The sequence below is a fragment of the Rhodococcus sp. WY5 genome (assembly GCF_018588185.1).
Lineage (GTDB): Bacteria > Actinomycetota > Actinomycetes > Mycobacteriales > Mycobacteriaceae > Rhodococcus_F > Rhodococcus_F qingshengii.
Map to the genome: position 1 here is coordinate 2,570,437 of NZ_JAAMPR010000001.1, position 12,418 is coordinate 2,582,854.

14 protein-coding genes are annotated in these 12,418 nt (G+C 61.2%); 6 read left to right on the top strand and 8 right to left on the bottom strand.

Translation table 11 applies throughout. The annotated features are described in order from the left end of the window. Window positions 1–28: 28 nt before the first annotated feature. The 3 genes from G4D79_RS12015 to G4D79_RS12025 form a co-directional block, all read right to left on the bottom strand. Complete coding sequence (locus tag G4D79_RS12015; protein ID WP_099698087.1) at window positions 29–910, bottom strand: shikimate dehydrogenase; 882 nt, start codon at window positions 908–910, stop codon at window positions 29–31. A 63-nt stretch (window positions 911–973) separates the two neighbouring features. Beyond that, entirely contained in the window at window positions 974–2,350 is a 1,377-nt protein-coding gene (locus G4D79_RS12020) for an MFS transporter (protein WP_099698070.1), read from the bottom strand. A gap of 139 nt (window positions 2,351–2,489) precedes the next feature. After that, window positions 2,490–3,407, bottom strand: a complete 918-nt coding sequence (locus G4D79_RS12025; protein WP_054831264.1) for a LysR family transcriptional regulator — start codon at window positions 3,405–3,407, stop codon at window positions 2,490–2,492. A 133-nt stretch (window positions 3,408–3,540) separates the two neighbouring features. Between G4D79_RS12025 and G4D79_RS12030 the strand changes: the two genes are divergently transcribed. Further along, window positions 3,541–4,233 (top strand): SDR family NAD(P)-dependent oxidoreductase, encoded by a 693-nt coding sequence (locus tag G4D79_RS12030; protein ID WP_099698086.1) that lies wholly within the window; start codon window positions 3,541–3,543, stop codon window positions 4,231–4,233. A gap of 22 nt (window positions 4,234–4,255) precedes the next feature. Here G4D79_RS12030 and G4D79_RS12035 read toward each other — a convergent pair whose 3' ends face one another. Beyond that, window positions 4,256–5,029: a hypothetical protein gene (locus G4D79_RS12035; RefSeq protein WP_054831252.1), complete on the bottom strand. Its 774-nt coding sequence runs from the start codon at window positions 5,027–5,029 to the stop codon at window positions 4,256–4,258. A gap of 105 nt (window positions 5,030–5,134) precedes the next feature. Here G4D79_RS12035 and G4D79_RS12040 point away from each other — a divergent pair, with 105 nt between their 5' ends. Further along, window positions 5,135–5,962, top strand: coding sequence for a crotonase/enoyl-CoA hydratase family protein (locus G4D79_RS12040; RefSeq protein ID WP_054825536.1), 828 nt, complete (start codon window positions 5,135–5,137; stop codon window positions 5,960–5,962). Continuing rightward, complete coding sequence (locus G4D79_RS12045) at window positions 5,959–7,497, top strand: class I adenylate-forming enzyme family protein (protein ID WP_099698069.1); 1,539 nt, start codon at window positions 5,959–5,961, stop codon at window positions 7,495–7,497. The genes G4D79_RS12040 and G4D79_RS12045 overlap by 4 nt, the downstream gene beginning before the upstream one ends. Here the strand turns inward: G4D79_RS12045 and G4D79_RS12050 are convergent. Beyond that, complete coding sequence (locus G4D79_RS12050) at window positions 7,490–8,122, bottom strand: alpha-ketoglutarate-dependent dioxygenase AlkB (protein ID WP_029256052.1); 633 nt, start codon at window positions 8,120–8,122, stop codon at window positions 7,490–7,492. The genes G4D79_RS12045 and G4D79_RS12050 overlap by 8 nt on opposite strands. A 147-nt stretch (window positions 8,123–8,269) precedes the next feature. On the opposite strand from G4D79_RS12050, the gene G4D79_RS12055 reads away from it, so the two are divergent. Beyond that, window positions 8,270–8,686, top strand: coding sequence for a hypothetical protein (locus tag G4D79_RS12055; RefSeq protein ID WP_007733561.1), 417 nt, complete (start codon window positions 8,270–8,272; stop codon window positions 8,684–8,686). Window positions 8,687–8,780: 94 nt separating this feature from the next. Here G4D79_RS12055 and G4D79_RS12060 read toward each other — a convergent pair whose 3' ends face one another. Next, window positions 8,781–9,008: a hypothetical protein gene (locus G4D79_RS12060; protein ID WP_020970523.1), complete on the bottom strand. Its 228-nt coding sequence runs from the start codon at window positions 9,006–9,008 to the stop codon at window positions 8,781–8,783. 248 nt (window positions 9,009–9,256) lie between these two features. On the opposite strand from G4D79_RS12060, the gene G4D79_RS12065 reads away from it, so the two are divergent. Together G4D79_RS12065 and G4D79_RS12070 are read left to right on the top strand one after the other, a co-directional pair. Further along, on the top strand, window positions 9,257–10,048 hold the full coding sequence (locus G4D79_RS12065) for a MerR family transcriptional regulator (RefSeq protein ID WP_099698068.1): 792 nt from the start codon (window positions 9,257–9,259) through the stop codon (window positions 10,046–10,048). Between the two features lie 83 nt (window positions 10,049–10,131). Further along, window positions 10,132–10,596, top strand: coding sequence for a hypothetical protein (locus tag G4D79_RS12070; protein ID WP_099698067.1), 465 nt, complete (start codon window positions 10,132–10,134; stop codon window positions 10,594–10,596). A gap of 38 nt (window positions 10,597–10,634) precedes the next feature. On the opposite strand, the gene G4D79_RS12075 is transcribed toward G4D79_RS12070, so the two are convergent. Both G4D79_RS12075 and G4D79_RS12080 read right to left on the bottom strand, forming a co-directional pair. Continuing rightward, window positions 10,635–11,024, bottom strand: a complete 390-nt coding sequence (locus tag G4D79_RS12075; RefSeq protein WP_099698066.1) for a hypothetical protein — start codon at window positions 11,022–11,024, stop codon at window positions 10,635–10,637. A 127-nt stretch (window positions 11,025–11,151) separates the two neighbouring features. After that, on the bottom strand, window positions 11,152–12,285 hold the full coding sequence (locus tag G4D79_RS12080; protein ID WP_099698065.1) for a HoxN/HupN/NixA family nickel/cobalt transporter: 1,134 nt from the start codon (window positions 12,283–12,285) through the stop codon (window positions 11,152–11,154). Between the last annotated feature and the right edge of the window lie 133 nt (window positions 12,286–12,418).

A 12,418-nucleotide genomic window follows, 5' to 3' on the forward strand; every position in this document is an offset into this window, starting at 1 on the left:
TCGCGAGAAGGTAGGTGTTCGGTTGTGCTCATGCGCATGCCGTCTCGGAGAGCAGCTCGCTCAGATGGCTGCGCATGCGATCCGTATCGGCTTCGACACCCGTCAGGAGTGTGAAGGTGTCAGAGGCTTGAGCCACCAGCATCTGGCCACCGTCGAGGACTCTACATCCGAGAGTAATTGCAGCGTCGAGTAATTCGGTGCGCATCGGCCGATAGACGATGTCCGCGACCCACAAGCCCGCGTTGAGCGCCGCGGGGTCGAACGGAGTTCCGGGATGGCCGACCATCCCGATCGGAGATGCGTTGACGACGCCGTCGCACGTAGTCAGGTTGACAGCGATCTCATCGATCGCCAAAGCCGTTGTGCGCGTTACAGGAAAGGCCGAGGCGACGCGAGAACACACATCGGCAGCGCGATCGGGATCAATATCTGCGATGCGAAGATCCGTCGTACCGGCGGCGGCGAGTGCGTACGCCACGGCGGAACCCGCCCCGCCAGCACCTGCGAGTACCACTCGGTCCAGGGCGGCGTCGGGCAAACCGCGCTGCAGTGCTGTGAGGAATCCACTGTGATCGGTGTTGTGGCCGATCAAACGGCCGTTGTCGACCACAACCGTATTGACGGCACCGAGCAACCGCGCGTTGTCGGACAGCTCGTCGAGCGCGTCCACGACAACCTGCTTGCACGGGTGGGTGATGTTCAGTCCGGTGAAATCGCCCGCGACGGCGCCACGCACCACCTCACCGGTTTTCTCGACCGAGATGTTCAGGTTCTCGAGATCTACCAGTTCGTAGCTGTAATCGTCGAGTCCCAGTGCTGCTGCTTCGTGTGCGTGCAACGCGGGCGAGAGTGAGGTGGCGATACCCGACCCGACAAGGCCGATACGGTGACGTGTGTATTCGGTGGTCATGACATTCTCCTGCATAAGTGGGGACGGCCCCTCGCGGCAATTCAGCGCGAGGGGCCGGTCCGGTCAAGCGTTGTTGCTGGTGAGCTCTGAGTCCTGCTTGATCGGCAGGCTCGGCTTCGGTTGGCCCAGTTCTGCTGTGGGCGTGCGGTACGTTTCCGGTCCGGTCATTGCCGCGATGGCGGAGACGACGGCGAAGCCCAGGCACATCCAGGCAACCGGTGTCCAGTTGCTCTTGTCTCCGGCTGAAATCGCCTGAGCGATAGCCGGTGTGAAGCCGGCAACAAGGAGTCCGAGCATGAGGCTGATGGCCATTCCGGTGTATCGGACCTTCGCGGGGAACTGCTCCGGGAAGTACGCCGGGTACGTGCCGTTGGGCATGGCGTAGAAGATGCCGATCATGACGATTCCCGAAGCGAAGACCATGGGGACGCTTTGGGTTCCGATCGAATGGAAGAAGACGAAGATCATCAGGCCGGCTCCGATCGCGCCGACGACGAAGATGGGCTTGCGTCCGTAGCGATCCGAGAGGATGCCGAACAGCGGCTGAGTCAGTACGGCAACAAAATTGGCGGTCGCGATTGCCCACAGCATCGTGGAGCGCTCGAAGCCGGATTCGACGGCGTACGCCAGGGCGAAGACGTTGACGATGGTGTTGATCATCGCGAAGGTCGAGCTCATGCTGATACGGATCACGGTGCGCCAGTGCGAGCGGAACATCTCGACGACGGGAATTCCGGCCGTCTCGTCCTGTTCCTTGAGTTCCTCGAATACCTCCGGCTCATCCAGGGCGCGACGTAGCCACAGCGCGACGACGGTCACGATGATGCTGAGCCAGAAGGGAACTCGCCAACCCCACGAGTAGAGGTCTTCGTCGGGCAGGCTCGCCACTGGGATGAATACCAGGCTGGAGACGACGATGCCGAACATGATCCCGCTCATGGTGAACGAGGTGAAGAACGAACGACGGTGATCAGGTGCGTGTTCGAGCGTCAGTGCCGAAGAGCCGGGTGATTCACCGCCGGCAGAGAGCCCTTGAAGTAGGCGAAGCAAGACGAGAATGATCGGCGCGGCGATGCCGATCTGGTCGTAGGTCGGCAGGCAACCGACGATGGCCGTCGCAACACCCATGAGGAGCAGGCAGGCGAGAAGCGCGTTCTTGCGTCCGTACCGATCGCCGAGGTGACCCCACAGCACCGCGCCGAGCGGGCGGGCGACGTAGGCGACACCTAAGGTGCTGATCGAGAGCAGGGTTGCCGTTGATCCGCCGCCGGGGAAGAAGATCTTGGGGAACACCAGCGCGGCCGCGGAGCCGTAGATGAAGAAGTCGTAGTACTCGAGGGTGCTGCCGAGGAAGCCCGAAACGGCGGCGCGGCGCGCGTTCGCATTCGGATGTTCCTCGGTCGAGTTCGTGGATCCGGTGGAGGTGATCGGAGGTGCCATGTGAAGTCCTTTCGTCCCGATGGGCCGGCCGTGGCGGCACGTTTGGAGATGCACCACGCATCGGTGACGTCCCTCACCTTTCGGCGGCTGAGACGACAGTGCCACGAAGGACTATGGCGCGTCCAACACTAAATGAGTCTCAGATAATGACGTTTTTGGTCTCAATATCCGGCGTCGGCAGAATTTCCTCGGATGTCTCCAATGCGACGGCGAGCGCATCGGTCATGTGCCGCGGTGACCAGGCAATTCCGTGATTCATGAACGTCGGCTCGCCGGTGAGTGGGACGAACACACTGCCAGGTGGGGTGATAGCAGCCATACCGGACGTCATCAGCGCTACACCGACGCCGGCGGCAACGAGCATCAGGATCATGTACGGATCGGTGATCTCCTGGACGACGCGAGGCCTGAAGTCTGCGTTCATGCAGGCGCGCATCGCGGTTTCCTGGAGGGCCGAGCCAGCCGAGAGCGGGGTGGTCACGAATCCGTCGTCGGCCAATTCGCGTAGGTCGATCGCGTCTCTCTCTGCGAGGGGATGGTCGATCGGAAGCACAGCGCCGAATGCCTCCCGTCGGATGAGCCGGGTAGACAGTGATGCGGATTCCACGGGTAGTCCGACGAACGCGAGATCGAGGGCGCCGCTCTCGAGTTGGATGACCGCGTCGCGCGTCATGATCCGGCCGAGGAGTGTCAGTTCGACTTCCGGATAACGCTGACGCAACGCGCGTGTCAGTGGCGGAAGTGCTTGATAGTTGAGCACTCCGGTGAACCCGATTGTGACTCGTCCGTAGACGCCTCCCGACGACGCGCGCGTAGCGTGTCGTGCCGTCTCCATGTTCTCGATGACGCGATAGGCGTGGGGGAGAAAGGCATGTCCGCCGGATGTGAGTGCGACGCTGCGAGTGCTTCGTTCGAACAACTTGACGCCGATGTCCTTTTCGAGCTTTCGGATCATCTGGCTGAGCGGCGACTGGGCCATCTGGAGCCGTGATGCGGCCCGCCCGAAGTGCAGTTCTTCCGCAACCGCGACAAACGCGTGCAACCAGCGGGTTTCCATCGGCAAGGCCTCCAGGTATTTGACGTTGACAACAAACGCCATATATTCAGAATTCTACACAGTGTGACGGCAATTATGCCTGTTTGCAACATAAATTGAGTGCGAAGCGCACAGAAACTCAGGAGTGAATGCGATGCAGGGTTACCCAGAGGGTGTTACCGCGCTCGTTACGGGCGGTGCGAGCGGAATCGGCGCCGCCAGTGCAAAGCTGTTGACGGAGAAGGGAGTTCGGGTGGTAACGGCAGATCTTGCCGAAGGCGCGGACGAACAACTCGACGTGAGCGATCCCACAGCAGTCGATGCGCTTCGAACCAGACTCGGCAGAGTCGACATCTTGATCAACAGTGCGGGAATCGTCGGACCATCAGCGCCACTCGTCGACGTAGATCTTGTGGCTTGGCAGCGTACGTTCCGGATCAACGTCGAAGGGACCTTCCTGATGTGCCGGGCGTTCGTGCCGGGAATGGTTGCGTCGGGGTGGGGACGGGTCGTCAATCTCGCGAGTATTGCGGCCAAGGACGGAAACCCGAATCAGAGTGCATATTCCGCATCCAAAGCGGCAGTCGTCGCGCTGACGAAATCGCTCGGCAGAGAGGTCGCCACCACCGGTGTGCTGGTCAACGCGATAGCTCCGGCGGCGGTGGAAAGTCCTATGAATGCCGGCACCGATCCGGCCATCCTCGCCCGTTCGCAGTCTTTGACGCCGATGGCACGGATGGGGAAGGCGGACGAAATCGCCGAACTGATCTCCTGGCTGTCGTCGTCGGCGGTGAGTTACTCGACCGGCGCCGTGTACGACGCCAGCGGCGGCCGCGCAACATACTGAATTACCTTCTGGGACAAATCGATCAGAACTCGAGCAGTGACTGCCACAGTTCGCGAGATGCGTCCTGGTACTCGAGCATGTGCGAGATCAGTTCACGCAGTGGCTGCGTCGGTTCGAGTTCTTCCGGAAGGAGCGGATTGCGCACGATGACCGCGATCACCGCGCTGCCCAAAGCAAGTGATTCGCGGGCCGCCTCCTCGCGACTGATTGTCGCCAGGCGTGTTTGCGCCTGTGTGAGTGCTTCACGGGCCTCGGCGATGTCGGCCAACAATGCTTCCGAGTTCCAGAGTGTGCGGATTGTCGAATCATCCTCGGGGGCAAGGTGAGCGATTTCCATGACGGCCGATTCGGAGGCGGCGCCGAGTCGGTGGAGAGTGCGGCGGGCGCTGCCCGTGCCGCCGAGGAGATTGTTCGGACGGACTGCGAGTGTGGGCTTCCACTCCTCGAAACCCGCCAGTCGCAGCGCTTGATCGTGCCGGCGGGCGGCAGTGCGGTCGCTTCGTTTGAGCCCCGAGTGCTCGACGGCGATCCAGGTGCCGTCCCAGGGGCGTATGCGATCGGTACGAGTTCGCCACCCCTCGACCTCGCTGTAGGTGGGGATGCCGTCCGGGTTGAGGACGTACGTTCCACGAGCGGTACGACGCAGTTTGTTCTCTCGGCACAGGCGGCCCGCTGCCACGCGAATGCTCGATGCGCTGACGCCGACGATCTCGCCGGCCCGGGTCAGCACAGCGGTGCTGAACTCGGTGTCCGGGCTCGCTGTTGCGAGGTCCAGCACAACTCGGGTTGCGGACATTCCTCGATCAGTTTGTAACAACTTTTGAACAACTCCTGACAAATTCTGTTACAAGTGGCATGGTGGGTACCGGGAAACCTTATCCGCGAGCAGTGAGGAAATATCGTGACCGACTCCGATCGACCAGGTGGCGATGTCTATGTGGAGCGTGACGGTGGCGTCACCGTCATCGTGATGAATCGCCCTGATCGCAAGAATGCGGTGGATGGGCCGATGGCGGCGCAGTTGCGTGATGCCTTCCTGGAGTTCGAGTCGGACGAGAGTCAGAAGGTGGCGATTCTGTGGGGTGCGGGCGGCACATTTTGTGCCGGTGCGGATTTGACCGCAGTCTCCGACCCCGCCCGCGTGCACGAGTTGCATCCGGAAGGCGGCGGCACCGGCCCGATGGGGCCGAGTCGGTTGGTGTTGTCCAAACCATTGATCGCCGCCGTCAGCGGATACGCAGTGGCCGGAGGGCTCGAGCTTTCATTGCTCGCGGACCTGAGGATCTGCGAGGAGGATTCCGTTTTCGGAGTCTTCTGCCGGCGCTGGGGGGTTCCTCTCATCGACGGCGGGACCGTGCGCCTGCCGCGAATCGTCGGGCAGGGGCGAGCGCTCGACATGATCTTGACCGGGCGTCCTGTCGATGCTCCGGAGGCGCTGGCCTTCGGACTGGCCAATCGTGTTGTTCCAGTGGGACAATCACTCCAGGTAGCCAAGGAGCTTGCGCACCAGTTGTCCGCTTTCCCGCAACTCTGCATGCTCGCGGATCGCGCATCGGCCTACCGATCTTTCGATCTACCACTTGCCGAAGCACTGCGCGCCGAGGGCGTCGCGGGAAATCCCATTGTCATCGCCGAAGGTGTGCGCGGCGCTGCTGCGTTCGCCGCGGGCGCCGGCCGGCACGGCCGATTCGAGAACAACCCGAATTCGAACGAGGAAACTGAACCATGATGCCCATAACCCGAGATCTGATCGCCCGTGGTGCGCGACAGCACGGACCGAGAACAGCCGTCGTCTTCGGCGATCGATCGATGACGTTCACGGAAGTGGACGAACTCAGCAGCCGATTGGCGCACACATTCATCGCGCTCGGTATCGGGCGTGGCGCACGGGTTGCGTTGCTGGTCAACAACTCTCTTGCCAGCGTGCCTGTCGATTTTGCGTGCGTCAAAGCCGGCATCAACAGGGTTCCGCTCAACTCGCGACTCTCGCTCGACGAGCACGCACGAATGCTCGAGGACACCGACACCTCGCACGTCGTTTTCGGTACTGACCTTGCCGGCCGAGCTGCTGAACTGTCCGCCAGGTTCCCCGAACGTACGTTCATCGGGCTGGAAACAGGTTCGGCGCGGCAGCGTTCGCTGCTCGACCAAGCACAGAGCATGCCGTCGGACACACCGGACGTCGAGTTAGCTCCCGACGATGTGATCCTGACGTTGTTCACTTCCGGGACCACGGGAACGCTGAAGGCCGCGCAGCACACTCAGCGCAGCTACGCCGGCATCTGCCGCAATGTTCTGCTCAATCTGCTTCCGGCGACTCAGGACGACACGATGTTGCACGCAGCATCACTGATTCACGCCAGCGGTGTCTTCGTGCTTCCATTCTGGCTCCGTGGCGGTAAGACCGTCATCCTCCCCGGTTTCGACCCGTCGACGTTCTTGAACTCGATAACCGAGCATCGTGCCACCGCAATCAATCTGGTGCCGACGATGATTCAGATGCTCCTCGAACGCCCTGATTTCGCCAGCGCAGACGTCTCGAGTCTGAAATCCGTGATCTACGGTGCGTCGCCGATGCCGCTGGCCACCATCGAACGTGCAATGCAGGCGTGGGGGCAACACCGTTTTCTCCAGTACTACGGGCAGACCGAGGCACCGCTGTGTATTGCAGTCTTACGGCCCGAAGATCACACGGAAGATCGCCTGCTGTCCTGTGGTCAGCCGGCCATCGACGTCGAGATCAGGCTGCTCGACGGTGAGGGAAACGAAGTGCCCCAGGGAGAACCGGGTGAAATCGTGATCCGCTCGCCATCGGCGATCGCCGGATACTTCAATGCGCCGGAACTGAATGCGGAGACCTTCACCGAAGACGGCTGGGTTCACACCCGTGACATCGGTCAGTTCGACGCCGAAGGATTCTTGTTCTTGAAGGACCGAGCTTCGGACATGATCATCAGCGGCGGATACAACGTCTACCCCCGTGAAGTCGAGGATGCACTCCTGACGCATCCGTCTGTCCGTGAGGTCGCCGTGGTGGGTACCGCCGACGCCAAGTGGGTGGAGGCGGTCACGGCTGTGGTGGTACTCGAGGACGGGACCGTCGAAAACGACGTACTGCAAGCATCATTGGTCGCGCACGTCGGCGAGCGACTGGCGTCGTACAAGAAGCCGCGTCGGGTTGTTTTTGCAGAATCCATACCGAAGACGGCCGTCGGCAAGCTCAATCGGAAGGCGCTGCGAGACGAACTTCGCGACGCTATCTAACTCCGCGAGTGCGGAATTGAACGCTGATTCTCGGCCCGAGGGCCCGCGCACTCTTCGGGACACAGTGTTCCCACGTGCGTTGGCAGGATCCGCCCATGACGAGTAGATCTCCGTGTCCGAGATTGAAGCGGATGGATTCGCCGCCCCCACGAGGGCGCAATAGGAGCGGGCGAGCCGCACCGAGAGACAGGATGGCCACCATCGTGTCCTCGGTGCGACTTCGTCCCGTATCGTCCCCGTGCCAGGCAACGCTGTCGGAACCGTCGCGATAGAAACAGAGACCCGACGTGGCGAATGGTTCACCGAGTTCGTCGAAGTAGTGACTGCTCAGCGCGTCTTTGGCTTCGGTGAGAAGTGCGTCCGGCAGTGGTTGATTCTCTGCGTAGAAACACACCAGACGAGGGACGTCGACAACGCGGTCGTACATCTGACGCCGTTCGGAACGCCACGGCACCGTGGCTTCCAGATTGTCGAACACGGCCTCCGATCCGGTGAGCCAGGCCGGGCGATGGTCGACCCATGCGCCGGCGGTGAGAATGCGTCGCTGCACCGTGCCGTCGAGATCGGCCAAAGAAACGCCGAGGTCACCGTTGTCGAACAGAGACGGTTGCATCGTGGCGGTCATAGGCTCCACCGTACACCGAAATCGAACATATGTTCCCATGAATTTTGATTGCAGTGCTGGACGGCTGTTCATCCTTGCTGGGTGATGTCCGTCGGCGTGAAGCTTTGAATACTGTTCTCACGCTATTTCGCCGAAGAAGGGGATGTCATGACTGCTCCGCACCAATCTCATGCGAACCATCCTGTCCGACAAGGCTTTGCCATCGGGACCACGGTGGCGGCAGCATGCCTGCTCTTCGTCGCGGGAATCGTCGCGTTGCTGCAGGGCATCGCGGCTCTCGCAGACAACGACCTGCTGATCGTCGGAGTCAATTACACCTTCGAATTCGATGTCACGACATGGGGTTGGATCCACATCGTGCTCGGAATCATCGGCATCGCGGTGTCGCTGGGATTGTTCGTCGGCATGGCGTGGGCCCGCGGCATGGCCTTCGTGATCGCGGCGCTCTCGATCGTGGCGAATTTCCTGTGGATGCCGTATTACCCGCTGTGGTCGATCGTGATCATCGCCCTCGACGTCGCTGTGATCTGGGCCGTCGCGACCTGGCGACCTGACGAGGTGTGATCCTCTGACCGAAGTGAGTGGTTCACCTGCGGTAGGTGAACCACTCACTTCGCTGTGTCCGGGCCTCCACGGTTGGCCTCATCCCTACGCGGCGTCAGCGCCGTTTCGGTGACTCGCGATCCTGGTTCTCGCGCGGACGCATGTCCTTCGTCGATCGGTGTGGGAAGCCATGGATCATCGAGCAAGAGATCCAGCAGATCACTACCGTTGCGATTCCGAGTCCGATCGACGCGAATGGTTCCTGCGTGGCCAGCCAGACGCTCAGTCCGATTGCCGTCCCGACGATCAGAATCAGGATGGTGTCGAGTCGTGTCGTTTGCATCGAAATCATCGCCTGGCACAGATTGTTTTCGGCGGCCCGCTGGTTTTGGCGGCCCGCCACCCGGCGAGTGACAGCCGGGGGCAGACCTTGCGCGGCTGACCCCTCGCTCTGGAAATCGCCGCCGCAAGTGATCAATACCCGCGAAATTCGTCTGCGAAACTCCTCACAGGAAGAACAGGACCTTATGCCTCAAGGCCCGACATGCCGGGCCTTGACTATGACGTAGCGTCATAGTCAATGCTGTTCGTATGCGAATCAGCGACGTGGCCAGTGCGGCAGGCACCACTCCGCGGACCGTTCGGCACTATCACCGACTGGGGTTGCTGGCCGAGCCGAGACGACTGTCCAACGGTTACAGAACTTACGAACTTCCCGATCTGGTCAGGCTGATGCGCATTCGTTGGCTCACCGCCGCCGGCATTCCACTCGGATCCATTGCCGCGATGATCGAACCGACGCCGATCGATGCACGAGAACCGGACGACTTCGCCGAAGATCTTTCCTCCTTGATCGCGGAGATAGACCGGAAACAACGAGTCCTCGCAGACCAGCGAGTGCGCCTCCAGGAAATGCTCTCGGCGCGAGGCGCCGGCCGGGTGGTCTCGCCGCTTCCGGTGGAGCTGCTGTCGGCGTTCGACGAGTTGATCGCGTCGTCCCCGACGGATTCGGTTCGGCGTCTGTTCGAGCGTGAACGCGACATGTGGGAATTGGTGGCGATCTCGGGAGCAGCGCCACACGAACTGTTCTCCACGGCTGCGCGATTGCTGTCCGACGAGGGCGACCGGAAGAGAATTGTCGATCTGTACCGTCGTTTCGCCGCTCTGGCTGGGCGCGAGGTAGCCGAGGTTGCAGACGAGATCGCGTACTTGTCGGACGAACTGGAGGAATCACTGGACGGGGTGCTCGGCGATGTGTACGCAGACGGAGACTCCGCAGGCGTGGGATTCTCGGTTGGGATCGCGGATCTGGTGCCTGATCCAGCGCAACGTGAAGTGGTCGCGCGCGTCGCAACACGTCTCATGTCAGGCGGTACGGCGTGATCCGATCACTGTGGTTGCTCTCGACGGGTCGGAGAGACGGAGGTTCCAGTGATACAGCGACTTTCGGCTACGCGAGGGGGACAATGTCGATACCGGTGGCATTTGTTGCGGCGAGTGTGATCGAGGCCGTGGCGATTCACTTCCTGGTGCCGTGGCAGTGGCTTCGCGTCGTGCTGCTCGTTGCAACGGTGTTGTCGCTGATTGCGATTGGCGGTTGGCTTGCCGGACGCGTCGTGCACCCGCATCTCGTCTCGGCTCGAACGGTGGTGTTTCGTTCCGGCACGGGCATTCGAGTCGAGGTGGACCGATCACGGATTTCGCGGGCGAGCATGGTCCGAAGGTTCGGTGAGACAGCAAATGTGATTGTCGACGATCGCTTGGTTCTGCCGGGGCCCGACGGCACTGTCGTGGACATAGACTTCGATCGGCCGCTCTCGGTCACGCTCCCGAAACGGCTGTCGAAGGGATCTAGCTCCACCATGATCGGTGGGTTGCGGTTGCATGTCGATCAACCCGGTGAATTCTGTGCAGCGTTGTCGCGGGACTGAACTCGCAAAGATCGTCTGGAGTCGGTCAGAGCGGAGACCTAGATGGAAGACCTTCCGGGAAGCGGATCGACAACCAGCCACTCCACCGTTCCACCGACATTCCATAGTGCATCGGGGTTGTCGAGCGAGGCCGCGTACGTTGCCGCAGCTTGGTCGCCGGCGATCTCACCGCTCTCGCCCGACGGCGGGTTGGGCTCGAGGAATTCGGAGGGGTGCGGCCCTGGCCATGCAGGCACGTCGAACGGGGAAATGCTGGTGTCGATGAGGCCAGGTCGATGCACGGTCACCCGGTCGGGAACTTGCTTGGTTTCCGCTGCCACGGCGATCCCTGGTCCCTCGGCAGCTTCGCCGTCGCCGCTACCGCAGCCTGCCACTGCAAGAACAAGTCCCGTGATTGCCACACCCACTACCGCATGACGTATCCGCACCGTTTTCTCCTAGCCGGGGCTGACCCCGTTCGAACTCCACTATTGCATCTCGCCAACTCCGCGGGATGCGTCTTTCGATAAATGTGGGAAACGCACTGAATGTGCGTAGAAGACTCGGATTGCCAAACTATTCAGCGGTCGATCCAGGTGCGGCGGCAACGGATTGTGCCTGCCACCGTTCTTCGATGCGGCCGTACCGCCACACGAGTAGAGCAATCAGCCAGGTGGCGACAAAGAGTCCGACGATGATGAAGCCCATCGCGCCGAGATCCAAGTTCCCGATGGCGCCGAGAAACCCGTCGTGAATGTCGAGTTTGTCGGTGAAAATCGAGATGATTTCCTGGGACCCGATCAGCAGGGCGACTGCCACCGAGAGTCCGGTGATCACCATGTTGTAGTAGATCTTTCGGACCGGCTGAGCAAATGCCCAACCGTAGGCGAAGTTCATGAACGATCCGTCGATCGAGTCGAAAAGCGACATCCCGGCGCAGAAGAGGATCGGCAGAACGAGGATCGAATACCACGGGAGCCCTGTCGCCGCCGCGCCGCCGGCGATCACCAACAGCCCGACTTCGGTGACGGTGTCGAATCCCAATCCGAACAGTAGGCCGACCGGGTACATGTGCCAGGGCTTGCGAACCATCTTCATCACCGGGCCCAGAATCTTGTTCAAGGCGCCACGGCTGTCGAGTTCCTTCTCGAGTTGTTCCTCGTCGAAGGTTCCGGCCTTGTACTTCGTGTACACCCGATGAATCCCGATGAGAGAGACAAGGTTCAAGATTCCGATCAAAATCAGGAACGTGCCGGAAATGGTGGTGCCGAACAAGCCGGTCCACTTCTCCAGATCGGAGTTGTCGTCGGAAAGGCTGGTGGCCAGTTGCCGCACACCCAAAGCCAAGAGGGCGACGAGTACGAAGACGATGGTCGAGTGTCCGAGCGAAAACCAGAACCCGACGGACATCGGTTTCTTGCCGTCCGCTACCAACTTCCGAGTGGTGTTGTCGATAGCGGCGATGTGATCGGCGTCGAAAGCATGGCGCATGCCGAGCGTGTACGCCGTGACACCGAGTCCGACGCCGAAGACACTGCCTTCGATCGTGTAGTGGCCGGGGACAACCAGGCCGAGAAGAACTGCCCACCCGACGACGTTGAGCGCTACGACGGTGACGGTCATCCCGATGATGCTTCGACGCTGGCCTCGATCCAGACTGTGCCAAGCACCGGCGATTCGGGTGCCCGTCGTTGTCATTGTCGTGGACATCGAACCTCACCGATCTTTCAGTCGCGGCCGGCGGCCACGCTACTGAAATCGTATAAGTGTTCAACTGTTCAGATAAGCGCCTGGAGGTTACAAATTGCCCATTCGGGAGTAAAGATATTTTGCTCGTCGATGG

Bases quoted from the DNA above. Each gene is read 5' to 3' on its own strand.
- G4D79_RS12015 (WP_099698087.1), bottom strand. From the start codon at position 910: ATGACCACCGAATACACACGTCACCGTATCGGCCTTGTCGGGTCGGGT.
- G4D79_RS12020 (WP_099698070.1), bottom strand. From the start codon at position 2,350: ATGGCACCTCCGATCACCTCCACCGGATCCACGAACTCGACCGAGGAA.
- G4D79_RS12025 (WP_054831264.1), bottom strand. From the start codon at position 3,407: ATGGAAACCCGCTGGTTGCACGCGTTTGTCGCGGTTGCGGAAGAACTG.
- G4D79_RS12030 (WP_099698086.1), top strand. From the start codon at position 3,541: ATGCAGGGTTACCCAGAGGGTGTTACCGCGCTCGTTACGGGCGGTGCG.
- G4D79_RS12035 (WP_054831252.1), bottom strand. From the start codon at position 5,029: ATGTCCGCAACCCGAGTTGTGCTGGACCTCGCAACAGCGAGCCCGGAC.
- G4D79_RS12045 (WP_099698069.1), top strand. From the start codon at position 5,959: ATGATGCCCATAACCCGAGATCTGATCGCCCGTGGTGCGCGACAGCAC.
- G4D79_RS12050 (WP_029256052.1), bottom strand. From the start codon at position 8,122: ATGACCGCCACGATGCAACCGTCTCTGTTCGACAACGGTGACCTCGGC.
- G4D79_RS12055 (WP_007733561.1), top strand. From the start codon at position 8,270: ATGACTGCTCCGCACCAATCTCATGCGAACCATCCTGTCCGACAAGGC.
- G4D79_RS12060 (WP_020970523.1), bottom strand. From the start codon at position 9,008: ATGCAAACGACACGACTCGACACCATCCTGATTCTGATCGTCGGGACG.
- G4D79_RS12065 (WP_099698068.1), top strand. From the start codon at position 9,257: ATGCGAATCAGCGACGTGGCCAGTGCGGCAGGCACCACTCCGCGGACC.
- G4D79_RS12070 (WP_099698067.1), top strand. From the start codon at position 10,132: ATGTCGATACCGGTGGCATTTGTTGCGGCGAGTGTGATCGAGGCCGTG.
- G4D79_RS12080 (WP_099698065.1), bottom strand. From the start codon at position 12,285: ATGTCCACGACAATGACAACGACGGGCACCCGAATCGCCGGTGCTTGG.